The organism is Stutzerimonas balearica DSM 6083 (assembly GCF_000818015.1).
Classification (GTDB): Bacteria; Pseudomonadota; Gammaproteobacteria; order Pseudomonadales; family Pseudomonadaceae; genus Stutzerimonas; species Stutzerimonas balearica.
This window is the reverse complement of record NZ_CP007511.1, coordinates 110,142-134,257: the sequence shown is the minus strand read 5'-3', so window position 1 is coordinate 134,257 and position 24,116 is coordinate 110,142. Positions and strand designations below refer to the sequence as shown.

Below are 24,116 nucleotides of genomic sequence, written 5' to 3'. Positions count from 1 at the left end.
CGAGGATGGATGCAAGCAGGAGTCACGGCACGTTTCGAATCGCTTCGAAAGGCGCGTTCTCCCGGGCTTTTATCCCGCCGTGTAACCCCGCTCGGAGGTCGACGACTCTCGGACCAGCCGTTCGCCGAGCGAACCGGAACCCTAGTCGTCCATTTGCAGATTGTGGTGCCGTAATCCGGATAGCCGGATAGCTCCTGCACGGTAACTGACAAAGCGAATTGTGTGCCAGTTTGGGGAGGGCGCAGGGAGGCGGTTTCAGCGGCTTGTGGGTGGGGAGGGTGCCGGGGAATGGGGCATTGGGGGTCAGTGGTGCACTTTAATGGGGCGGAGCGAGCTCGGGGCCGTTGTGATCCGCTCGGTGGCTTTGTTGGGAGGTTTGTTGCTGCCACCCCTGCGACTTCACCGATTACTTTCCTCGCGCCGGGCGACAGGTTGCGCCTTGCACGGCGCCTTACTTTTCTTTGTGTGGGCAAAGAAAAGTAAGTAAAAGAAAGCCCACCCCGACATCCGGGTCCGGGCGCTTCGCCCCCGGACTTCCCTCGCTCCGGTGCCGCTCCGGGGGGCGGTCTGAAGGGGCATCCCTGCCTCGGCGGCCCCGCCCCTTCAGACCTCGCTCGGCGTCCATGCCTCGCGACCCCCTGCGCAACACCTCCACTCGGCCTCCTGACGGGGACTCGCGTCCGTGCAGTCCAGTGGCGCGGTGCACCGTAGGGTGGTCAACGGCGAAGCCTTGGCCACCATGGTGCTCGGGACTCGCATTTCCCACGCGGTCTCTTGTAGGAGCGGCCCATGGCCGCGAGCTCTCGGGCGGCGTTGCCGCCTTTCGCGGCCATGGGCCGCTCCTGCAGGCTCGTTCCATGTGCATTGGTCAAAGAACGCCCAACCGCCACTGGCACAAAACTCGCTTCCCCTCACGCTCGCTGGGGCCATCGCATGGGCCTTCGGGACGACCCGACCTGCCGCTTTTCTGGACGACCAGGTAACCGACTTGTTCCCGGAGAGGTTGCCCATGGCACACACCGACTTCACCACCATTCCCGTCGTCGACATCGCCGGCCTGCACTCGCCCGATCCGGTCGCGCGCCAGGCGGTGGCCGACGAACTCGGCCGCGCCGCCCGCGACGTGGGCTTTCTGATGGTCACCGGCCACGGCATTTCCCGCGCCCTGCGTGACGGTCTGCTGGAGCAGGCCCGCGCCTTCTTCGCCCGACCGCTGGACGAGAAGATGCGCGTCTACATCGGCCAGTCGACCAACCACAGCGGCTACGTGCCCGAGGGCGAGGAGCAGTTCGCCGGTGGCAGCAGGGACCTGAAGGAAGCCTACGACGTCAATTACGACTACACCGACGGCCCGCAACGCTTCCCCTTGCTCGGGCCGAACCAGTGGCCGGATTCGCCGGCCTTTCGCGACAAGGTCGGTGCCTACTACCGCGCCGCGCTGGCGCTCGGCGACCGGCTGTTCGCCGGCTTCGCCCTGGCCCTCGGCCTGCCCGAGGACACCTTCGTGCCGATCACCCGCCAGCCCACCAGCCAGCTGCGGCTGATCCACTACCCGCTCGATACCGACCCGGCCGCCGACCGCCCCGGCATCGGCGCGCACACCGACTACGAGTGCTTCACCATCCTGCTGCCCACCGCCGAGGGCCTGCAGGTGCAGAACGGCGCCGGCGAGTGGATCGAGGTGCCGCTGGTGGAGGACGCCTTCGTGATCAACATCGGCGACATGCTCGAGGTGCTGAGCAACGGCCAGTTCGTCGCCACCGCGCACCGGGTGCGCAAGGTCGCCGAGGAGCGCTTCGCCTTCCCGCTGTTCTGCGCCTGCGACTACGACACCCGCATTGCGCCGATCGAGGGCCTCGCCCCGCGCGGCGAGCGCCAGTACACCCCGGTGATCTGCGGCGACCACCTGTACGCGCAGACCGCGCAGACCTTCCGCTACCTGCGCGAACGCCTGGAGGTCGGCGAGCTGAAACTGCCCGAGGGCAGCCTGGGGCTGTCGAGCTTCGGCCCCGGCCGCCAGGGGGTGGGCGCATGAACCTGTTCGAACTGGCGAGCCGCTACCCACAACGCGCCGAGGGCGGGGTGCCCGAGTGGATGCTCGGGCATTTTCGTCGGCGCACCATCAGCTTCGCTGACGGGCGCAGTGACCAGCGCACCCGGGTGCACTGGCTGCAGAGCCGCACCTTCACCATCGACCTGCGCCTGCCGAACGGCCCGGCGCTTCCGGTGCGGCCGCTGGCCGATTACAGCGCCGAAGAGCGGCGGGTGCTGGCCAATCACGAGGGCTGGGTGGCCGACAGCGTCTGGGCCGAGGGCCGGCTGAGCTGGGAGGGCGGGGTGGCGCTGCAACTGCACAACCGCTGGCCGGAGCCGGCGCTTCTGCAGCGGGTCGGCAACTGCATGATCGAATTCGCCCCCAGCGGCGCCTACGTCGAGGACTGGCGGTTGCAGGCCACCGGCGGCCCGCTGCTCGGCCTGCGCCTGATCGACGAGCGTGACGCGCAGAGCGGCGAGCTGCTGCATCAGGGCGGCGGGCTGATCGTCTGCGGCGCGCACGCCGGCTGGGTGCATGGGCGGCCGGAGGCGTTGCCCGACTCGCCGCTGGGCTTGCGCGAGCGCGCCGGGCAGGCGGATGCGACGGCACTGGCGGCGTTGTTCGACTTCGAGACTTCACTGGCGGTGGGCGATGCGCAGGCGGGCTACCGGGTGGAATTATCCACCGTGCCGGCGCGGGTCGGACAGGCGCTGGTGCTCGACGGTTTCGAGCGGCTGGCCGACGGGCGCCTGCGCCAGTGTCTGGAAACGCCGGAAGGGCGGGCGGTGGTCAGGCTGTTCGAGGTGGACACCCTGGAGCCGGAATGGCGGCCGGTGCTGGCCACGCCGTCGTCAGCCGAGGCGCAGGGGTGGTTCGAGGCGGAGGCCGAGACCCTGGGGCGGTATCTGGAGGTGCTGGAGTAGCGGGGGCCTTCAGGTGGTGGGAAAGGCTGCGCCGTTTCCCACCCTACGGTTCCGTGGGCGGTTGAGCCGGGAGAGCACCAAAAGCCAATGAGCCAAAGGAGAAGTGTCCAAGCCGACTACTTTCCGCGCGGCGGGCTACAGGTTGCGCCTTGCACGGCGCCTCACTTTTCTTTGCTCGTGCAAAGAAAAGTAAGCAAAAGAAACACGCCCCGACATCCGGGTCCGATTGCTCCGCAATCGGACTCCCCTCCTTCCGGTGCCGCTCCGGGGGTCGGTCTGAAGGGGCGTCCCTGCCCCTTCATCCCTCGCTCGGCGTCCATGCCTCGCGACCCCCTGCGCGACACCTGCACTCGGCCTCCTGACGGGGACTGGGCGTCCGTGCAGGCCGGTGGCTTGCGTTATCGTGTAAGCGCGGTGGACCGTAGGGTGGTCAACGGCGCAGCCTTGGCCACCTGCCGGGGGGAGGAAGCCGTGCAAGGCCGGTGGTGCGGTGCTGCGCAGGGGGGCTCGCGACAATGCCCGTTCGCCCGGACCGTCGGAAGGTTCGAATGCTTTTCTGTAGGAGCGGCCCATGGCCGCGAGCTCTTGATGGCCATTGAGCCTGTCGCGGCCATGGGCCGCTCCTACAGGTTCGTTCCAGGTGCACGGGCTTGTACTTCGCAGGATGGCCAACGGCGCAGCCCTGTCCACCGCTTCGCGCTTTACCACCGCCTGCCTCAACTCCCCTGCACCCCCTCCAACCGCTCCACCACCTGCGCCGGCAACACCGCCTCGGCCGCCCGCGCCGCGCGGCGCTCCTCGTTCAGCGGGATGTCGTAGGTCACCCGCGCGCCATAGGCGCCGGGGGCGTGGGGGTCGATGCGTGGGCGGTCGAACACCATCAGCCGGGTGCCGAGGGTGAAGCCCTCGGAGAGGTCGTGGGTGACCATGAACACGGTCAGCCGGGTCTCGTTCCACAGCTCGAGGAGCAGGCCGTGCATGTCCTTGCGGATGCCCGGGTCGAGGGCGCCGAAGGGTTCGTCGAGCAGCAGCACCCGCGGCTTCATGATCAGCGCCTGGGCAATCGCCAGCCGCTGCTGCATGCCGCCGGAGAGCTGCGCCGGGTATTTTTTCAGCGCATGGCCGAGGCCGACCTTTTCCAGCATGGCCGCCGCTTCCTCGCGGGCGCGGCGTTTGGCGCCGCCCAGCAGGCGGCCGAGCAGCGGGGATTTCGGCAGCTCCAGGCCGAGGGCGACGTTGTCCAGCACAGTCAGGTGCGGGAACACCGAGTAGCGCTGGAACACCACGCCGCGGCTGGCATCCGGTTCGTGGGCGATCGGCGCGCCGTCCAGCAGGATCTCGCCGCGGCTGGGGCGCTCCTGGCCCAGCAGCAGGCGCAGGAAGGTGGACTTGCCGCAGCCGGAGGCGCCGACCAGGGTGCAGAACTCGCCTTCGGCAACGCTCAGGTCCAGGCGCTCCAGCACGACCTGGTCACCGTATTGCTGCCAGACATTCTTTACCGCAATGAAGGGCTTGGAATCGCCTGCTAGGCGGGCCGCGGGCTGCGTTGCGCGGTGCTCATCGACTGCGTGCCCACTCCGGCCGCCTTGCTCCGGGCGCCTTGCCAAGGACCCGCTCGCGACGGCTCCGCTTTCGTTACGGCTCATGCCTTGGCTCCTTCGTACCAGGGAAACAGCGTCCGGGTCAGGCGGCGCAGGGCGTAGTCCATCGCCCAGGCGAGCAGCGTGATCCAGGCGACGTAGGGCAGGATGACGTCCATCGACAGGTAGCGACGCACGAGGAAGATGCGGTAGCCGAGGCCGCCGGTGCTGGCGATGGCTTCGGCGGCGATGAGAAACAGCCAGGCCGAGCCGAGCACCAGGCGCAGCGCGATGAGCAGGCGCGGCATCAGCTGTGGCAGCACCACCCGCAGGATCAGCGTCCAGGTGTTGGCGCCGAGGGTCTGCGCCTTGATCAACAACTCGGCCGGCAGCTGGCGGGCCTGCTGCTCGAGGTCGCGCGCCAGCACCGGGGTGATGCCGATGACGATCAGCATCACCTTCGACAGCTCGTCCAGGCCAAAGACGATGAACAGGATCGGCAGGATCGCCAGCGGTGGCACCATCGAGAGCACCGTCAGCAGCGGTGACAGGGCGGCACCGAACAACGGTAGCGTGCCGGCCAGCACGCCCAGGCAAAGCCCGGCCAGTGCGGCAATGCCCAGGCCCATGCCCAGGCGCTTGAGGCTGGCGAGCGTGTCCTGCCAGAGCAGGTAGTCGCCGCTGCGCTTGTCCGGGGTGAAGGCCATGCGCTCTACCGCATCGGCCATCTGCTGCATGCTCGGCAGGAGCTTGTCGCGCGGGTTCTCGGCCAGACGCTGCGCGGAGCTGCCCAGGTAGAGCATCAGCAGCAGGGCGAACGGCAGGATGGCCAGCATCATCCAGCCCGGGCGGCCGGGGTGGCGGTTGATCAGGCGCATGGTGTGTTCCCTCGGCTGAGGGAGAGACGAACCGCGGTGTCGTCCGCGCCGCTGGGCGCGGCGGGGCGCAATGCCGGATGGCAGGTCTGGTTCATGTAGGACTCCCTCCAGTTTTTCGAGACAGGGCGGTAGGAGCTGCGGGTGCTTGCACGCAGTTCTCCCGGGCTTTTATCCCGCCGTGTAACCTCGCTGGAGGTCGCCAACTCTCGGACCAGTCACTCGCCAGGCGAGCCGGAACCCTAGTCGGCCATTTTTGAGCAATCTGGCTCATCCGTGAGCAGCAGCTCCCTGCACCCGGAGCGTTGCAATGCCGGTGCCAGTTCCCGCGCACTCGCCGCAAAGCCGCATGGCGCCCGGCCCGCAGGCGTTCGGCGCGGCCACTGTCAGCCGCTGCCAGACACGGCGAGCGCACCACAGAGGTGCATCGCTGCTTCATGACGGCTCAGCGGTAACGGGAAACGGAGCGGGCTAGTTGGCCTGCAAGGCCAGTGCGCTGTCGCGTCGAACCTTGCGCTCGTTGCCGAAGCGCCGGGTCAGGCCGATGCGGTCGAAGTGCTCGAGCAACTGGATGCTGCGCTTGCGGCCCAGGCCGATACGGTCACGAAAGGCGGCGGCTCGGATCACCCCCTGCTGCGCCTCCAGTTCGAGCACCGTAGCGGCCAGCTCGCGCAGCGTGTGCTCGGGGTAGAACAGGTCCTTGACCACCTGCTGCAGCTGGCCAAGGCGCGCCAGCTTGCGCAGCAGCAGGCGCATCTGCGCTTCCTCCACGCCAAGCTCGCGGGCCAGGTCGCGTACCCAGGGCGGGTCGAAGCGCCCGGCTTCCAACTGCGGCCAGAGCCGCGCGCGCAGCGCTTCTTCGGGCTCGCTCAGGCGCACCTGGTGATCGGGCAGGTGCAGCCAGGGGCCGCTGGCGGCCACCCGACCGGCGGCCAGCGCCTGCTCCAGCAGGGCGATGAACACCGGTCGCTCGAGCGCGGCGAAGGCGTAGCGGCGCAGGCGGTCGCGGTCCGGGCCGAGTTCGTCCGGCTGCGCCTCGTGGAAGCGCCCGAGGGCGGCCACCAGTTCCTCGCCAAGCGCCTGCCAGCGGGGTGCGTGGAATAACCGGGTTCCGCCGCGCGTTGCGACCGGCAGCGCCGTCTGCGGCAATTGCCAGCCCGCGCTTGGCCGGTTGAACTGGCGCTCCAGCGCCGCCGGGTCGAGGCCGTTGAGGCTCTGCGCCAGCAGGGCCGGCAACGCCTGTTCCAGCTGCTCGGCGGCGAGCGCCTCGAGCTGCGCCAGGCGTGCCTCGCGGCGGCGGTTGCGCGGCGGCGCGAAGGGATCGAGCACGCGCCCGCCGCCAAGCGTGCGCTGCGCGGACTGGTCGCGCAGCACGATGCGATCACCATGCACCGCATGCACCGGCGCGTTGAGCTGCAACTGCACGAAGGCCGTGGCGCCCGGTGCCAGCTGCTCGCCGGCCAGCAGGGCGACGCGGCCGGTGACGTCCTGGGCGCCGAGGTGCACATGCACCGGGGTCCAGTGACGCAGTTCGTGCGCTTCACCGGCAAGCAGGCTGAATTCGACTTCGATGCGCTGGGTCGGCGCGTGCAGCCGCGGCTGCAGCAGCCAGTCGCCCCGGCGAATCTGCTCGACGTTCAACCGCTCGCCGGCCAGGTTCAGTGCCACGCGCTGACCGGCATGGGCCTCGCCGGCCTCGCGGTTCTGCGCGTGCAGGCCGCGCACCCGCACGCTGCGCCCACTGGGGCTGAGCAGCAGCTCGTCGCCGACCTGAACGCGCCCGGCGAAGGCCGTGCCGGTGACCACCACACCCGCGCCGGTGACGCTGAAGGCGCGGTCGATGGCCAGGCGGAAGTGGCCGTCGTCGCGCCGCGCGGCCGCCCTACCCGCCTCGGCGACCAGCGCCGCACGCAGCTCCTCGACACCTTCGCCGGTCAGGCTGGAGACGGCGAAGACCGGTGCCCCGGCCAGGGGTCCGGCGGCCAGCAGGCCTTCGACCTGTTGCCGGACGTGCGCAATGCGCGACGGCTCGACGCGGTCGATCTTGCTGATCGCCACCAGCGCACGGCGGATGCCGAGCAGTTCGACGATCGCCAGGTGTTCGCGCGTCTGCGGCATCACGCCGTCGTCGGCGGCCACCACCAGCAGCACGCAGTCGATGCCGCTGGCACCGGCCAGCATGTTGTGGATGAAGCGTTCGTGCCCCGGTACGTCGATGAAGCCGGTGAGTGCGCCTTCGCCCAGGTCGGCATAGGCGTAGCCGAGGTCGATGGTGATGCCGCGCTCGCGCTCCTCGCGGCGGCGGTCGCCCTGCTGGCCGGTCAGCGCCTTGAGCAGTGCGGTCTTGCCATGGTCGATATGGCCGGCGGTGCCGACGATCACGCCAGGGCCTCACGCAGCAGCGGCAGCTGTTCGACGAAGCCCGGCTCGTCGTCGAGCTGGCGCAGGTCGAGCCAGAGGGCGTCGTCGTCGATCCGACCGAGCACCGGAAGCGGCAGGCCGCGCAGGGCGTCTTCCAGCTGACGCAGGCTGCGGCCGCGCAGGCGCCTGGACTGCTGCGGGCGGATGCACAGCGCGGCGCTGGGCAGGCGTGCCACCGGCTGTGCGCCACTGCCGATCATGCCCAGGGCATCGGTTACTGCGACGTGCCAGCGCTCGCCGAGCACGCCGGCCAGCGCCGGGGCGAGGCGTTCGGCCTGGCTGCGGATCTCCGCCTGCGGGCGGCTGAGCAGGCGCAGGCTGGTGAGGCGTTCGGCCAGGCGGTCGGGGTCGCGATAGAGGTTGAGCACCGCTTCCAGCGCGGCAAGGGTCAGCTTGTCGACGCGCAGGGCGCGCTTGAGCGGGTTCTTCTTGATCTTCTGGATCAGTGCCTTGCTGCCGACGATCAGCCCGGCCTGCGGGCCGCCGAGCAGCTTGTCGCCGCTGAAGGTAACGATGTCGGCGCCGTCGCGCAGCGCTTCCTGCACCGTCGGCTCTTTCGGCAGGCCCCAGCGCGAGAGGTCGAGCAGGCTGCCGCTGCCGAGGTCTTCCAGCAACGGCAGATCGTGGGCATGGGCGATGCGTGCCAGTTCAGCGGTGGCGACGCTGGCGGTGAAGCCCTGCACGCTGTAGTTGCTGGTGTGCACGCGCATCAACAGGCCCGAGCGCGGGTTGATCGCCGCCTCGTAGTCGCGTGCGTGGGTGCGGTTGGTGGTGCCGACTTCATGCAGCTTCACGCCGGCGCGGGCCATGATGTCGGGGATGCGGAAGGCGCCGCCGATCTCGATCAGCTCGCCGCGGGAGATGATGCCTTCCTTGCGTACGCCGAGGCTGTTCAAGGCCAAGAGCACGGCGGCGGCGTTGTTGTTCACCACGGTGACCGCCTCGGCGCCGGTCAGCTCGCGGATCAGCCCTTCGATGAGGTCGTCGCGGTCGCCGCGCTTGCCGGTGGCGAGATCGAATTCCAGGTTGAGCGGGTAGCGCGCGGCAAGGGTGATTGCCTCGATGGCTTCATCCGGCAACAGGGCGCGACCGAGGTTGGTGTGCAGCACCGTGCCGGTGAGGTTGAACACCCGGCGCACGCGGCTCTTGTGCTGGCTGGCCAGGCGTTCGCCGGCGCGCCCGGCGAGCACCGCTTCGGACAGCTCCAGCGGCGCAAGCTGGCCGCTCAGCGCCGGCTCGCGCAGCTCGTCGAGCAAATCGCGCAGCGTGGCGAGCAGCGCCTGGCGCCCGTAGCGCTGCTGCAGCGGCTGGCAGGCCTCGGCACGCAGCAGTTTGTCTACCGAGGGCAGGCGTCCGCTGTTCACCCCTCGCCTCCCGGTGCCAGCAGCAGGTTGGGTGCCCGGCGCTGGTGGCCCTGTTCGGCGAGCAGCAGATCCAGGTCGAGGGTGGCGAGGTCGGCCGATAGCGTCTCGCCGTCGGGCGCCAGCTCCAGGTAGAGCAGCTTGAGGTAGCTGTCGCAGCCGGGGCAGACCTCGGCCTTGATGCCCTGCGGCGAGCCCTCGAAGTGCAGGTAGTCGAGCTTCTTGGTGCTCTGGCAGTGGCTGCACTTGAGTCGCACGTAATGCCACTCGCCAGCGCACAGCGAGCAGACCAGGTAGCGCAGGCCGTTCATCTGCCCCCGGTGGCGGATCACGCCGGCCATCGCCGGGGCGCCGCAGCAGGGGCAATGCGCCTGGTCCTCACGCTCGCGCAGCGTGCTGAAGTCCAGCTCCAGCGCCAGCTGCGTCCAGGCCGTCTGCAGCGCCGCGCCCAGGAAGGGCACCAGCGCTGCCGGCAGGGCGTCGTATTGGCCGCTGAGCAGGGTGGTGGCCCAGGCGATGCGTTGGCCGGCGTCGGCCGTGCGCAGCTGCTCGATGGCCGCCTCGACCGCGGGGTTGGCCGGCACCTCGTAGGCCTCGAGCCAGGCGTCGAGGACAGGCAGCCAGCCCCCTTCACGCACCAGGGTGTCGGTCGCCAGCGGCGGCATGCCGTGGGCCAGGCACTCACGGGTGCGATGGGGATCCGCGGCCGGTAGCGCCGGCGGATTGTCCAGCACCTGCTGCTGCGCCCGGCAGACGCCGGCGAGCAGGCGCAGGTAGTCGCCCATCGGATGGCCATCGGCGAGGCGCTCGAGACGCTCGGCACGCAGCACGAAGAGTTCACGGGGAGGCAGGTTGAAGAACGGCGGTTTGCTGGCGGCAGCTTCGATCTGCCCTGGCTCGAGAATGGTGCCTGACACGCAGGACTCCTTGATCGGGTGAGACGGCGCCGGGGCTCGGCGCCGTCGTTGAGCTTTGAGAGCGGGCCGCCACGAAGATTCCCCCTGGGGGCTCCGTGACGGCGACGGCCTTACTTGCGCTCGACCTCCTTGGCCCAGAGCGGATGATGCTTGCGTGCCCAGGCGCGGCTGACCGTACCGTAGAGCATCGCGCCCATCGAGCCCTTGATCCAGATCGCCGCGTAGATGTGCACGATGATCGAGACGATCAGCACGAAGGCGGCCAGTGCATGCAGCACGGCAGCCAGACGCAGCGTGGTGATGCCGAAGAAACTGCTGAAGTACTCGCGCCAGATGACGATGCCGCTGAACAGCAGCACCAGCATGCTCAGCACCAGCGTCCAGTACAGCAGCTTCTGTCCGGCGTTGTAGCGCCCGACCGGCGGCAGTTTTTCTTCGCGATTGTGCACCACGTCGTTTATCTGCCTGAGCCACTGGCGGTCTCGTGCTTCGATGCGGTTGTGCCCGGCGAAGCGGATTGCCAGCACCAGAAAGAAGACGAACATCGCCACCCCGATGAACGGGTGCAGGATGCGCGTCCAGGTGCCGCCGCCAAACAGCCCGGAAAGGCCGAACAGCGCCGGGTGGAACAGCGCCAGCCCCGACAGTGCGGCGAGCACGAAGAGGATGGCGACCGCCCAGTGATTGGACCGCTGGGACGGGGTGTAGCGTTCGATGTCGTGTTTCATCGTTGGCTCCTTGAGCAGGCGATTACCCGCAACGGCAGCCCCCGCGCGGGGGCCGCTGCCGTCAGGCTCTCGGCTCCTTCGGATCGACCACGTGCACGGCCGGATCGACCTGATGCACCCCCGTTTCGCCCGAGGCGTCGGCCTCGTCTTCCTCCACGCGCACCGGACCGACCCGCGTGTAGTGGAAGAAGCCGGCCAGCACCGCGGCGCCCATGCCGAGCAGCGCGAGCGGCTTGGCCACGCCCTTCCACAGACTCACCAGCGGGCTGATGGTCGGCTCGTTCGGCAGCTCGCTGTACAGCGTCGGCTGGTCGGCATGGTGCAGCACGTACATCACGTGGGTGCCGCCCACGCCATCGGGGTCGTACAGCCCGGCCTTGTCGAAGCCACGCTCCCTGAGGTCGGCGATGCGCCCGGCGGCGTGCTCCTTCATGTCGTCCTTGCTGCCGAAGACGATGGCGCCGGTCGGACAGGTCTTCACGCACGCCGGCTCCAGGCCGACCGAAACGCGATCCGAGCACAGGGTGCACTTGTAGGCCTTCTTGTCCTTTTCCGACAGGCGCGGCACATCGAACGGGCAGCCGGTGATGCAGTAGCCGCAGCCGATGCACTTGTCCTGGTTGAAGTCGACGATGCCGTTGGCGTACTTCACGATCGCCCCCGGGCTCGGGCAGGCCTTCAGGCAGCCCGGCTCGGCGCAGTGCATGCAGCCGTCCTTGCGGATCAGCCACTCGAGGTTGCCGCTCTGCGGGTTCTCGTACTCGGCGAACTTCATCACCGTCCAGGATTCGGCGGTGAGGTCGATCGGGTTGTCGTAGGTGCCATGGCTGGTGCCGACCTCGTCACGCAGGTCGTTCCATTCCGAGCACGCCACCTGGCAGGCCTTGCAGCCGATGCACTTGGACGTGTCGATCAGCTTGGCGACCTCGCCGATCTCGCGGATCGACGGCCGCTCCGTGGTCGTGGCGGAGCGGGCAATCACGTCTTGAGTAGCCATCATGCCTTCTCCACGTTGACCAGGAACGACTTGAACTCCGGCGTCTGGGTGTTCGCGTCACCGACGAAGGGCGTCAAGGTGTTGGTCAGGTAGCCGTTGCGCGCCACGCCTGAGAAGCCCCAGTGCAGCGGAATGCCGACCTGATGCACGGTCTTGCCGTCGACCGTCAGTGGCTTGATGCGCTTGGTCACCACCGCCACCGCCTTGATGTAGCCGCGGTTGGACGACACCTTGACCCGCTCGCCGGCCTTGATGCCGAGCTCGTTGGCCAGCACCTCGCCGATCTCGACGAACTGCTCGGGCTGGGTGATGGCGTTGAGCCGGCAGTGCTTGGTCCAGAAGTGGAAGTGCTCGGTCAGGCGGTAGGTGGTCGCCGCATAGGGGAACTCCTCCGCCGTGCCGAACAGCTCCATGTCGTTCTTGAACACGCGCGCTGCCGGGTTGCTGACCGCCTTGGGGTTGTCCGGGTGCATCGGGTTGCGCCCGATCGGCGTCTCGAACGGCTCGTAGTGCTCGGGGAACGGCCCCTCGTTCATCTTGTCGACGGCGAACAGCCGCGCCACCCCTTCGGGGTTCATGATGAACGGGTTCATGCCCGCCTCCGGCGGCGAGTCGACCTTGAAGTCCGGCACGTCGGTACCGGTCCAGGCCTTGCCGTTCCACCAGACCAGACGCTTCTTCTCTGCGTCCCACGGCTGGCCGGAGACGTCGGCCGAAGCGCGGTTGTAGAGAATCCGCCGGTTTGCCGGCCAGGACCAGGCCCAGCCAAGGGTCTGCCCCATGCCGTAGGGGTCGGCATTGTCGCGCCGCGCCATCTGGTTGCCGGCCTGGGTCCAGGCGCCGCAGAAGATCCAGCAGCCGCTGGCCGTACTGCCGTCGGCACGCAGCTGGGCGAATCCGGCGAGCTGCTCGCCGGCCTTGGCCAGCACCGCCCCGGTCGTCGGGTCGGTCACATCGGCCAGGGCCTTGCCGCTGAACTCACGCGCAATCTCCTCGGGGCTCGGCTCGTCCGGGCGCATGTACGACCAGTCGATGTTGAGCAAGGCGTCGGCGTTGGCGCCGCCCTCCTCCCGGTACAGGTTGCGCAGGCGATGGAACAGCCCACCCATGATCGCCACGTCGGTGCGCGCCAGCCCCGGCGGTTCGGCGGCCTTCCAGTGCCACTGCAGCCAGCGACCGCTGTTGACCAGCGAGCCGTCTTCCTCGGCGAAGCAGGTGGTCGGCAGGCGGAACACGGTGGTCTGGATACTCGCCGTGTCGACGTCGTTGTATTCGCCGGCGTTGCGCCAGAACTCGCTGGTCTCGGTGGCCAGCGGATCCATCACCACCAGGTATTTCAGCTTCGCCAGCGCCGCGCTGACCTTGGCCTTGTTGGGGAACGACGCGATCGGGTTGAAGCCCTGGCAGAAGTACCCGTTGACCTGGCCCTGATACATCATGTCGAAGTACTTGAGCACGTCGTAGCCGGGGATATCCAGCTTCGGCAGCCAGTGGAAGCCCCAGTCGTTCTCGGCCGTGGCGTTCTTGCCGTACCAGGCCTTCATCAGGCTGACGTGGAACTTCTCGTAGTTCTGCCAGTACGACAGCTGCCCCGGGCGGATCGGCTTGGCCGTGCGCTTGGCGATGTAGGCCGCGTAGTCCTGCTCGCCTTCCATCGGTACGGTGAGGTAGCCGGGCAGCAGGTTCGAGAGGAGCCCCAGATCGGTCAGGCCCTGGATGTTGGAGTGACCGCGCAGGGCGTTCACCCCGCCGCCGGGCATGCCGATGTTGCCGAGCAGCAGCTGCACCATGGCGCCGGTGCGGATCATCTGCGAGCCGACCGAGTGCTGCGTCCAGCCGAGCGCATACATGATGGTCATGGCCTTGCCTGGCGCGGAGGTCTCGGCAATGGTTTCCCAGACCTTGAGCATCGCTGCCTGCGGCGTACCGCAGATGTTGCTGACCACGTCCGGCGTGTAGCGGCTGTAGTGCTTTTTCAGCAGCTGGTAGACGCAGCGCGGGTGCTGCAGGGTCGGGTCGACCTTGGCATAGCCCTGCTCGTCGAGCTCGTAACCCCAGGTGCCCTTGTCGGTGTAGGCGCGCTTGTCGGCGTCGTAGCCATTGAACAGGCCGTTCTCGAAGCCGAAGCCTTCCTTGACGATGAAGGAGACGTCCGTGTAGTTGCGCACGTACTCATGCTGGATCTTGTCGTTTTCCAGCAGGTAATTGATCAGCCCGCCAAGGAAGGCGATATCGGTTCCGGTACGGATCGGCGCATACAGGTCGGCCACCGAGGCCGAACGGGTAAAGCGCGGGTCAACCACGACCAGCCGGGCCTTGTTATGGGCCTTCGCTTCGGTCACCCATTTGAAGCCGCACGGGTGGGCTTCGGCGGCGTTGCCGCCCATGATCAGTACCAGGTCCGCGTTCTTGATGTCGGACCAGTGGTTGGTCATGGCGCCGCGGCCAAACGTCGGGGCAAGACTTGCCACCGTCGGGCCGTGTCAGACGCGCGCCTGGTTGTCGAATGCCAGGATGCCGAGCGAACGCACTACCTTGTGAGTGATGTAGCCGGCCTCGTTGGAGGATGCCGAGGCGGCGAGAAATCCGGTGCTGAGCCAGCGATTGACGATCTGCCCCTGCTCGTTCTTCTCGACGAAGTTGGCGTCGCGGTCGTCCTTCATCAGCCGGGCGATGCGATCGAGGGCTTCATCCCAGTCGAGGCGCTTCCACTCGTTGCTGCCGGCTTCGCGTACCTGCGGGTACTGCAGCCGGTTCGGGCTGTGGACGAAATCCAGCAGACCGGCACCCTTCGGGCAGAGCGTGCCTCGATTGACCGGGTGATCGGCGTCGCCCTCGATGTGGATGATTTCCTGCGCGACGTTCTTGCCGCCGCTGCCCTGGCTGTACAGGATCAGCCCACAGCCAACGGAGCAGTAGGGGCAGGTATTGCGGGTTTCGCGTGTGTTGGTCAGTTTGAAATGCCGGATCGACTCGGCGTACGCCACAGGTGGCGCCATGCCCAACGCAGCCATGCTCGACGCTCCAAGGCCCACGCCACAGACCTTGAAGAACTGTCGACGGTTCATGTCCATCGTGGTTCTCCTCAACAGGCAGAGCGCCAGTACATTGCCGGCGCCTCGTTCTTCAGCTTAGCCAAGCGCCAGATGAGCGGGGGATTAATCGCGGTTCGACCTTTGGCTAATTGCCTTTCTCGGAGCGCCTCTGGGGCGGGACGTGCCAGACGCCACGCAGGGAGGAGCCGGCGTGCGAACGGCCTCGCCCGGGCGCTGCGAAAAAAAATCCGACCAGCGGCAGCTCCTTTCACCAGCAGCAGGCAAGCGCGACGACGGCAGCGGCCCCTGGCTTGGCGCGCGCTCGCCCGCAATCGTTGTACGGGGCACCGTGAGCGTCCAGCTCCCCCGCTGGCGTTGCGCTGGTAAAAACAGCGGCCAAAGAAAAGCCCGGGACCAGCCCGGGCTTTTCTGGGCGCCTTATGCTCAGGCGTTCTGGCGAATACCGGCGACCAGCCAGGGCTGGTTCTCGCCCTGCTCGCGCTCCATGCGCCAGCTCTCGCTAAAGGCTTCGCCCTGGTCGAAGCGCGAGGTCTTGGCCACGCCGCTGAAGGTCAGGGTTGCCACCGTCTTGTCGGGCGTATCGTCGACACCGTCGAGACCGATCTGCAGATCATCGATGTAGGTCGACTGGTAGGCGTCACCGATCTCGGCGCGCTCCTGCTTGAGAAACGCCAGCAGCTGAGGGGTGACGAACTCGGCGATCTTGTCCATCTCGTTGGCATCCCAGTGCTGCTGCAGCGCCAGGAAGTGCTCGCGCGCCGCGGCCAGGAAGCTCTGCTCGTTGAACCAGGCCGGCGCGTTGATCACCGGCGCCGCCGGGGCGGCGCTGCCGCCGAAGATCGACGGCTGCTGCGGCATCTCGCGCTGCATCGGCGCATGGCCCGGCGCGGCCATGGCCGGCTGCTGGCGGCGCCGCGCGGCGAGGAAACGGAACAGCACAAAGGCCAGCAGGCCGAAGATCAGGATGTCGAGAAATTGCAGGCCTTCGAAGCCGTCACCCATGAACATCGAGGCCAGCAGACCACCGGCGGCGATACCGGCCAGCGGGCCGAGCCAGCGCGAAGCGCCACTCGCTGCCGGCTGTTGACGACCGGCCTGCTGCTGAAGGGTTGCGTCGTTGCGCTGCTGCGGCGCTTGACGGGTCTGGTGACTCGGTGCCGCGCCAAAGCTCTTGCCACCGCCGAAGCGCTTGGCCGCGCTGGCATCGAAGGCAAAGGTCAGGCTGATACACAGCGCCATGAATACGCTAAGCACACGTTGCATTGAGTGTTCCCGCTTGTCGGTTGGATACGCGCGTCATGTTGCATCTCACCCCGGGCATCGGCCAGCTGCAGAGTGTTTCCGGCTTTTGCCCGCAGTGTTCGGATGACGTCAGCGCCAGTTGTAGAGTTCCTTTTCGGTGAGCGCGTGCATCGGCTCCACCTGCGCCTGGAAGGCCTTCATCGAGGCCCAGATACGGCCGTTGAGCTCGCTCTGCGCCGCGAGCTCGCCGAGCACCTGCTCGGACTGCTCGCGCAGGGCGGCCAGCACTTCGTCCGGGAAGCGTTTGAGCTCCACGCCCTGCTGCTTGAGCTGATCGAGGGCCAGCGCATTGTTGTAGACGTAGTCGTCGAGCATTTCGCGGCTGGCGGCACGGGTCGCCTCGGTGAGGATCGCCTGCAGATCGGCAGGCAGGCTGTCGAAGGCCTTCTGGTTGACCAGCAGCTCGAGCACTGCCTGCGGCTCCTGCCAGCCCGGGTAGTAGTAGTACCTGGCGGCCTTGTGCAAGCCGAAAGCCAGGTCGTTGTAGGGGCTGACCCAGTCGGTAGCGTCGATGGCACCGGTCTGCAGCGCGGTGAACACTTCGCCGCCAGGCAGATTCACCGTGGTCGCCCCCAGGCGCGAGAGAACCTCACCACCCAAGCCGGGCATGCGGATCTTCAAGCCCTTGAGGTCGTCCAGGCTGTTGATTTCCTTGTTGTACCAGCCGCCCATCTGCATGCCGGTGTTGCCCACCACCATCGGCTTGACGCCGAAGGGTGCGTAGGCTTCCTCCCAGAACTGCTGGCCCTGGCCACGGCTGAGCCAGGCATTCATTTCGTTGGTCGACAGGCCGAAGGGCACCGAGGTGAAGAACTGCGCGGTGGGCACCTTGCCCTTCCAGTAATAGGCCGCACCATGGCCCAGCTCGGCAGTGCCGCGCGAGACCGAGTCGAACACTTCCAGGGCCGGGACCAGCTCACCGGCGGCATAGACCTTTATCTTCAGCCGGCCGCCACTCATGGTGTCGACCCGCTCGGCCAGGCGCTCGGCCGAAGTGCCCAGCCCCGGGTAGTTCTTCGGCCAGGCGGTGACCATCTTCCATTGATAGGTCTTGGCAGGTTCGCTGGTGGCACCGGCGCGTTCGGGCGCGGGCTGGTCGTCGTTGCAGCCGGCGAGCCCGAGCAAGGCGAACAGGGCGGTGGCGGCACCGAGCAGATAGCGGCGTTTCATGGGTCTCCGGGTCCTCGATGGGGCTCGTTGAAATGATCGGTCAGAGGGCTTCGAGCTTGGCGTAGCTGAGCATCAGCCACTTGCTGCCTTCGCTCTCGAAGTTCACCTGCACCCGGGCCTGGGCGCCGGCGCCTTCGAAGTTGAGGATGGTGCCTTCGCCGAACAGCGAATGGCGCACGCGCTGGCCGAGGGCAAAGGGGGTTTCCGGCACGCCGGCGCCGGCGAACAGCGAGGCGCCGCTCATGCTGCGCCCGGCAAAGGTGCGGCTGACCGTGTTGTTCAGCCGCACTTCCTGAATCAGCGCCGGCGGGATCTCCCGCACGAAGCGCGAGACCTTGTTGTAGGTCTCGCTGCCGTGCAGACGACGGGTCTCGGCGTAGGTGATCACCAGCTGCTGCATGGCGCGGGTGATGCCGACATAGGCCAGGCGGCGCTCCTCTTCCAGACGGCCGGACTCCTCCAGGCTCATCTTGTGCGGGAACAGCCCCTCTTCCATGCCGACCAGGAACACCAGCGGAAACTCCAGGCCCTTGGCGCTGTGCAGCGTCATCAGCTGCACGCTGTCCTCGTGCTCGCCGGCCTGCTGCTCGCCGGCCTCCAGCGAGGCGTGGTCGAGGAAGGCCGCCAGCGGCGACTGCACGCTGTCGTCCTCCTCGTTGTAGCTGTCGAAGGCGCGCGCGGCGGACACCAGCTCCTCGAGGTTTTCCACCCGCGCCTGGGCCTTGTCGCCCTTTTCGTCGCGGTGATAGGCGAGCAGCCCGGAATCCTCGATCACCGCCTGGGCCATGCTGTGCAGGGGCAGCTTCTCGACCTTCAGCGCCAGGCTGTCGATCAGCTCGACAAAGGCGTTCAGCGCACTCGCCGCGCGCCCGGAGACCGCCTTGGTGCCGACCGCCTGATGCAGCGCCGCCCACAATGACAGGCCCTGCTCGCGCGCCAGCTGGCGCAGGCTGTCGACGGTCTTCTCGCCAATGCCGCGCGCGGGCAGGTTGATCACCCGTTCCAGCGCCGCGTCGTTGTCGCGGGTCTGGATCAGGCGCAGGTAGGCCATGGCGTTCTTGATCTCGGCGCGCTCGAAGAAGCGCTGGCCACCGTAGATGCGGTAGGGAATCTTCTCGCGCAGCAGCGCTTCCTCGAGCACCCGCGATTGCGCGTTGGAGCGGTAGAGAATGGCGATCTCGCTGCGGCTCATGCCGTCGCGGATGGCCTTCTCGATGCTCTCGACGACGTAACGCGCCTCGTCATGCTCGTTGAACGCGGCGTACAGGCTGATCGGCTCGCCCTCGCAACCGGAGGTCCACAGCTCCTTGCCCATGCGCCCCTGGTTGTTGGCGATCAGCGCGTTGGCCGCCTTGAGGATGCAGGCGGTGGAGCGGTAGTTCTGCTCCAGGCGGATGATCTCGGCATCCTGGAAATCGTCGCCGAACTGCTGCAGGTTTTCGATCCGCGCACCGCGCCAGCCGTAGATCGACTGGTCGTCGTCGCCGACCACCATCAGGCTTTCGCCGCCCTTGGCCAGCAGCCGCAGCCAGGCGTACTGCACGGCGTTGGTGTCCTGGAACTCGTCGACGAGGATGTGCCGGAAGCGCCGCTGATAGTGCTCGAGCAGGCCCGGATGATCGCGCCACAGGTCCAGCGCGCGCAGCAGCAGCTCGGAGAAATCGATCACCCCGGCACGTGCGCAGGCCTCCTCGTAGGCCTGGTAGATCTTCAGCTGGGTGGCGAGGAACAGATCGCCACCGGCCTGGATGTTCTGCGGGCGCAGGCCCTCGTCCTTCTGCGCGTTGATCCACCACTGCGCCTGGCGCGCCGGCCAGCGCTGCTCATCCAGCCCCAGCTCGCGGATCACCCGCTTGACCAGGCGCTGCTGGTCGTCGGAATCGAGGATCTGGAAGTTCTCGGCCAGCTTGGCCTCGCGCCAGTGCGCGCGCAGCAGGCGGTGGGCCAGGCCGTGGAAGGTGCCGACCCACATGCCTTGCGGGTTGACGTGCAGCAGCTGCTCGATGCGCTGGCGCATCTCGGCGGCGGCCTTGTTGGTGAACGTCACCGCCAGGATCGAGTACAGCGAGGCGCGCTCGACCTGGTTCAGCCAAGCGATGCGGTGCACCAGCACCCGGGTCTTGCCCGAGCCGGCGCCGGCAAGGACCAGTTGGCGTCCCAGGGGCGCGGCTACGGCCTGGCGCTGGGCATCGTTGAGGGAGTTGAGCAGGTGGGAGATATCGTCGTGCATCACGGCATTCTATGGGAAATGCCCGCGCCGCGCTCGCCTGCCGGCCCGCCGAGCGGCACGGCAGGCACGCCGGCACCTGCCGTCGGTCGGAGCGCGCTCCAGCGAAGGCAGGAACCGGCCGATCAAGAGGGTATGACTCTCGCTATCAACGTGCCATTATCGGCGAGCAATCGCACCTCGACCGCTTCGGACAAGTAGTACAAGAACAACCGATGACCGATTCCGCTCGCGCCGCCTACAAGGCCTCTCGACTGCCTGCCAGCCCCGAACGCACGGAGGCGGAGCCGGGCAGTCACGATGTCGAGCGCGTTCGTCTGCTCTACCGCGGCTCGCGCATTCCCAATCTGCTGCTGTTGCTGACCAGCCTGGCCTGCGTGCTGCTGCTCTGGCCGGACGCCGGCACCGGCCGGCTCGGCGTCTGGGCGCTATGGATGGTCAGCCTCGCCCTGGTCTGGCTACAGCAGGCCTCGGCCTTCGACCAGGCAGGCGCCGACCGGCAGCGCGAGCCCGGCTGGTACTGGCGCTTCTTGCTCGGCAGTGCGGTTTCGGCCGTCAGCCTGGCCTACGCCATCATCGCCCTGGTGCCCAGCGAGGCCTTTCTCCAGCAAGCCACGCTGTACGGGCTGATCGGCTCGGTGGTGGTGTACACCAGCGTCGCCTATGGCGTCAGCCTGCCGGCCTTCCTCAGCTTCGCCGTGCCCTGCCTGCTGCCGTCCGGGCTGTTCCTGCTGTTCAGCGACGAAGTGCTGCAACGCGGCTGGGGCGTGCTGGCCATCATCGTCCTCGCCGCGCTCAGCCTGACCGCCTGGCAGATAAGCCGCCTGATCGGCGACAGCCTGCAGCAGCGCCTGCAGAAGCTGATCCTCATCGAGCGCCTGGGCAGTGCCGCGCAGCGCGCCGAACAACTCAACGCCGAGCTTGCCCGCGAAGTCGAGCAACGCCGCAACGCCGAACGCCAGCTGCGCCAGGCCTACGATGAACTCGAACAGCGTGTCGCCCAGCGCACCCGTGAACTGGCCGAGGTGGCGGACGAGCTGCGCGAGAGCGAGGCGCGCCTGAACTTGGCGCTCGACGCCAGCGAACTCGGCCTGTGGGACTGGGACCTGGCGCATGCCAAGGTGCTGCATACCCGCCTGGAAGTGGTGTTCGCCCGCGACGACCAGCGCGCCCACGACGAGCCGCTGCCGGACATCCACCCGGACGACCTGCCCCGGGTGCGTGCCACGCTCATCGCGCACCTGAAGGGCGAGACCGAGCAGTACGTGGTCGAGTACCGCGCCATCACCCATGATGGCGAATGCCTGTGGATCGAGGACCGCGGCCGGGTCATCCAGCGCGCCGACAACGGCCGCGCCCTGCGCATGATCGGCACCCGGCGGGACATCAGTGCGCTGCACCAGCAGGCCGAACAGCAGCGCCTGGCGGCCACCGTGTTCGAGGCTGCCGCCGAGGGCATGGTGATCATGGATGCGCGCTACCGCATCCTGGCGATCAACGATGCCTGCTGCGAACTCTCCGGCTTTACCCGCGACGAACTGCTCGGCCGCAGCGTGGCGCTGCTGGCCAGCTCGGTGGAATCGCAACGCCAGTACAGCCTGATGCGCGAGTCGCTGGAGCGCGACGACCAGTGGCAGGGCGAGCTGACCGAAGCGCGCAAGAACGGCGAGACCTACCCGCTCTGGGTGCAGTTGCGCCGCGTGCATGGGGCCGGTGGCGAGGTCAGCCATGTGGTCGGCTTCCTTTCCGACCTGACCATGCGCCGGCAGGCCGAGGAGCGCCTGCGCTACCTGACGCTGTACGACGATCTGACCGGCCTGGCCAATCGCAGCCTGCTCAAGGAGCGCCTGCACGAGGCCTGTCAGCGCGCCCGCCAGACCGGCCGCCATCTTGCGGTGCTGTTCGTCGACCTGGACCGCTTCAAGATCCTCAACGACAGCCTTGGCCACGAGGCCGCCGACTCGCTGCTGCGCGAAATGTCGCGCCGCCTGGCTCAGACCTTTTCCGACGCCGACACCATTGCCCGCCTGTCCGGCGATGAATTCGTCGTGCTGATCGAGTCCTACGGCAGCCTGTCAAACCTCGCCTACCTGGGCAGCCGCCTGCTGGCGCGTATCCGCAAACCGACCATCATCGACGGCCAGGAGCTGGTGCTCAGCGCCTCGGTCGGCATCAGCCTGATGCCCGAGAACGCCCGCGAGCCGGCCAGCCTGCTGCGCCAGGCGAACATGGCCATGCAGCAGGCCAAGCACCTGGGCGGCAATACCCTGCAGTTCTTCACCGAGCGCCAGCAGGACAGCAGTCTGGAATTGCTGCGCCTGGAGAACCAGCTGCGCAAGGCGCTGGTCGAGCAGCAGCTGGAGGTGTTCTACCAGCCGCGCCTGAACCTGACGAACGACCGCATCGATGCCGCCGAGGCCCTGGTGCGCTGGCGCCACCCTGAACAGGGCCTGGTGCCGCCCGGGCAGTTCATCTCGCTGGCCGAGGAGACCGGCCTGATCATCCCGCTGGGCGAATTCGTCCTGCGCGAGGCCTGTCGGCAGGCCGCGCAGTGGCGCCTGCAGGGCGTGGCGGACATCCGCGTATCGGTGAACCTCTCGGTCAAGCAGCTGCGCCAGGGCAACTTCATCACGCTGGTGCGTCAGGTGCTCGAAGAGACCGGCCTGCCGGCCGAGCGGCTGGAACTGGAGCTGACCGAAAGTCAGCTGCTTGACGATGTCGACGGCGCCATCGGCATCTGCCGCCAGCTGCGCGCGCTGGGGGTGAAGATGGCCATCGACGACTTCGGAACCGGCTATTCGTCGCTCAGCTACCTCAAGCGCTTCCCGGTCGACTATGTGAAGGTCGACCGCTCGTTCGTCGCCGAGCTGGAACATTCCAGCGAAGACGCCGCCATCGTTCGGGCCATCATCGCCATGGTTCACAGCCTGGAACTGAAGGTGGTCGCCGAGGGGGTGGAAACCGAGGCGCAGCTGGCGTTCATTCGCGCCCAGCGCTGCGACGAGATGCAGGGCTACCTGATCAGCGCGCCAGTGCCGGCCGAGCGCTTCGTCACGCTGCTGCGCTAGCTCCGCTCACGGCGCGGGTGGCAGGCGGCTCCCGGGCGGGAGCCGCCCGACTCAGTGGGGGAATTGCCGGGCCAGGGCGCGCAGGGCTGCCTCGGCGTTGAGCACCCGGGTCACCGCTTCCTCGGCCTTGTCCGGACGGATTTCCAGGCGCTCGAACAGGCCCGGCGGAATCGGCTCCTGCGGCCCCTCGCCAATCCCGCGGTTGCGCAGCAGGCGCACCGCCAGGCAGACCAGGTTGGCATAGGCGAAATCCTTGCCCTGGTAGTTCGGGTCGGCCTGGAAGCGCAAGGCGTTGGCCAGTTCCACCGGCATGCCCCAGTAGCGCATCAGCCAGGCGCCGATCTGCTCGCGGGTAATGCCCAGCAGGTGGTGCTCGACGAGCGAATGGTGCAGGTGCGGGTTGACTTCCAGGTGCCGGCACAGCAGCGAGAAATGCGGCGGAAATACATGCGCCAGCACCAGATAACCGAAGTTGTGCAGCAGCCCCGACAGGTAGCTCAGGCCGGGTTCGGGGCGCCGTTCGCGCGGGATCAGCCGGGTCAGCCCCTCGATCACCGCGGCGGTGTAGATCGCCTGGTGCCAGTAGGGCGTGGCCTGCTGCGGATGGTCCTTGGGCAGGCTCAGGGTCTTGCCCAGGGCCAGGCCCAGCGCCAGGTTGATCACCAGGTCGAAGCCGAGCACGCGCACGATGGCGTCCTCGACCGAGCGAATCTTCCCGGGCGCCGCGTAGTAGGGCGACGCCGCCCAGCTGATCACCTGCGCCGCCAGCGCCGGGTCGGTCTCGACCACGCCAGTGATGTCGTCCACCGTGGCCTCGGGCATCACCCGCAGCTTGATGATGCGCTGCGCGGTATGCGGCAGCGGCGGGATCTCGATGGTCTGCTCCAGGCGCTGCTGGATGCGCCGGGCAGTAAAGCTCTGCACGGCCTGGGTGATCTCGGCGCGGTCGTCATCCGGGCGATCGAGATTCGGGCGGATCTGCTGCAGCGCCACGCTGAAGCTGCCGGCACTGCAGCGGTCGACCAGCCGGCGGAAGGCGTCGTTCTCCACTTCCAGCCAGAAACCGGGCTGGCCGGTTTCCAGAAGCAGCCGCGGCTGCTCCAGCAGGCGCTGTTCATACAGACACGGCGAGCCGGTCAGCGGCGGCAGCGCCGGCGCACTGCTCAGCTCGTGCTTGCCGAGCAGGCGCGCCAGGCGTTCGGGCTTGACCGCCACCAGCTGCCGGCCGGTCAGCTCGGTCAGGCGCGCCAGATCGAGCAGGTGATCCTGTGGAAACAGCACCAGCATCAAGCCGATGGCATCTTCGAGCAGCACGGCCTGCACGCGGCGCAGCGCGGCGAACCCGCTGCGCTCGGTGTGCAGCCGATAGGCCAGACCGAGGTCGTCGAGAAGCTTGCGAATGGAGGCGGACAGTTCGGCGGGGGACTCGTTCGAAACAGCTGCGTTCATAGAGGGG

At 67.8% G+C, this 24,116-nt stretch carries 15 protein-coding genes and 2 riboswitches; of the genes, 3 read left to right on the top strand and 12 right to left on the bottom strand.

Annotation, left to right across the window (positions count from 1 at the left end; all coding sequences use genetic code 11):
* Window positions 1–56: 56 nt before the first annotated feature.
* Window positions 57–156: riboswitch (guanidine-I (ykkC/yxkD leader) on the bottom strand.
* Between the two features lie 853 nt (window positions 157–1,009).
* Both CL52_RS00595 and CL52_RS00590 read left to right on the top strand, forming a co-directional pair.
* Complete coding sequence (locus CL52_RS00595; protein WP_043217805.1) at window positions 1,010–2,035, top strand: isopenicillin N synthase family dioxygenase; 1,026 nt, start codon at window positions 1,010–1,012, stop codon at window positions 2,033–2,035.
* Window positions 2,032–2,958 (top strand): hypothetical protein, encoded by a 927-nt coding sequence (locus CL52_RS00590; RefSeq protein ID WP_043217804.1) that lies wholly within the window; start codon window positions 2,032–2,034, stop codon window positions 2,956–2,958. Before CL52_RS00595 ends, CL52_RS00590 begins: the two co-directional genes overlap by 4 nt.
* A 716-nt stretch (window positions 2,959–3,674) precedes the next feature.
* On the opposite strand, the gene CL52_RS00585 is transcribed toward CL52_RS00590, so the two are convergent.
* From CL52_RS00585 to uvrD, 11 genes are all read right to left on the bottom strand, one after another.
* Window positions 3,675–4,604: an ABC transporter ATP-binding protein gene (locus CL52_RS00585; protein WP_082041956.1), complete on the bottom strand. Its 930-nt coding sequence runs from the start codon at window positions 4,602–4,604 to the stop codon at window positions 3,675–3,677.
* Window positions 4,601–5,416, bottom strand: a complete 816-nt coding sequence (locus tag CL52_RS00580; protein WP_043217803.1) for an ABC transporter permease — start codon at window positions 5,414–5,416, stop codon at window positions 4,601–4,603. The genes CL52_RS00585 and CL52_RS00580 overlap by 4 nt, the downstream gene beginning before the upstream one ends.
* A 155-nt stretch (window positions 5,417–5,571) precedes the next feature.
* Window positions 5,572–5,670, bottom strand: a riboswitch (guanidine-I (ykkC/yxkD leader).
* A 214-nt stretch (window positions 5,671–5,884) separates the two neighbouring features.
* The gene (selB, locus tag CL52_RS00575; RefSeq protein WP_043217801.1) at window positions 5,885–7,795 is read right to left on the bottom strand and encodes a selenocysteine-specific translation elongation factor; all 1,911 of its coding nucleotides are present in this window, start codon (window positions 7,793–7,795) and stop codon (window positions 5,885–5,887) included.
* A complete protein-coding gene (selA, locus tag CL52_RS00570; protein WP_041109096.1) occupies window positions 7,792–9,198 on the bottom strand; it encodes an L-seryl-tRNA(Sec) selenium transferase in 1,407 nt (468 codons plus the stop codon). Before selA ends, selB begins: the two co-directional genes overlap by 4 nt.
* A complete protein-coding gene (gene fdhE, locus CL52_RS00565; RefSeq protein WP_041109098.1) occupies window positions 9,195–10,112 on the bottom strand; it encodes a formate dehydrogenase accessory protein FdhE in 918 nt (305 codons plus the stop codon). Before fdhE ends, selA begins: the two co-directional genes overlap by 4 nt.
* Before the next feature lie 110 nt (window positions 10,113–10,222).
* Window positions 10,223–10,840, bottom strand: coding sequence for a formate dehydrogenase subunit gamma (locus CL52_RS00560; RefSeq protein WP_041109100.1), 618 nt, complete (start codon window positions 10,838–10,840; stop codon window positions 10,223–10,225).
* A gap of 61 nt (window positions 10,841–10,901) precedes the next feature.
* The gene (gene fdxH, locus CL52_RS00555; RefSeq protein WP_043222834.1) at window positions 10,902–11,837 is read right to left on the bottom strand and encodes a formate dehydrogenase subunit beta; all 936 of its coding nucleotides are present in this window, start codon (window positions 11,835–11,837) and stop codon (window positions 10,902–10,904) included.
* On the bottom strand, window positions 11,837–14,911 hold the full coding sequence (gene fdnG / locus CL52_RS00550) for a formate dehydrogenase-N subunit alpha (protein ID WP_143008609.1): 3,075 nt from the start codon (window positions 14,909–14,911) through the stop codon (window positions 11,837–11,839). Before fdnG ends, fdxH begins: the two co-directional genes overlap by 1 nt.
* Before the next feature lie 405 nt (window positions 14,912–15,316).
* On the bottom strand, window positions 15,317–16,156 hold the full coding sequence (locus CL52_RS00540; RefSeq protein ID WP_043217798.1) for a Tim44 domain-containing protein: 840 nt from the start codon (window positions 16,154–16,156) through the stop codon (window positions 15,317–15,319).
* Window positions 16,157–16,264: 108 nt separating this feature from the next.
* Complete coding sequence (locus tag CL52_RS00535) at window positions 16,265–17,365, bottom strand: TRAP transporter substrate-binding protein (RefSeq protein ID WP_041109107.1); 1,101 nt, start codon at window positions 17,363–17,365, stop codon at window positions 16,265–16,267.
* Window positions 17,366–17,405: 40 nt separating this feature from the next.
* Window positions 17,406–19,595, bottom strand: coding sequence for a DNA helicase II (gene uvrD, locus CL52_RS00530; RefSeq protein WP_041109109.1), 2,190 nt, complete (start codon window positions 19,593–19,595; stop codon window positions 17,406–17,408).
* Window positions 19,596–19,807: 212 nt separating this feature from the next.
* Between uvrD and CL52_RS00525 the strand changes: the two genes are divergently transcribed.
* Window positions 19,808–22,660, top strand: a complete 2,853-nt coding sequence (locus tag CL52_RS00525; RefSeq protein ID WP_043217795.1) for an EAL domain-containing protein — start codon at window positions 19,808–19,810, stop codon at window positions 22,658–22,660.
* A 51-nt stretch (window positions 22,661–22,711) separates the two neighbouring features.
* Here the strand turns inward: CL52_RS00525 and CL52_RS00520 are convergent, their stop codons facing one another.
* On the bottom strand, window positions 22,712–24,109 hold the full coding sequence (locus tag CL52_RS00520; RefSeq protein ID WP_043217794.1) for an aminoacyl-tRNA deacylase and HDOD domain-containing protein: 1,398 nt from the start codon (window positions 24,107–24,109) through the stop codon (window positions 22,712–22,714).
* Window positions 24,110–24,116: the final 7 nt, after the last annotated feature.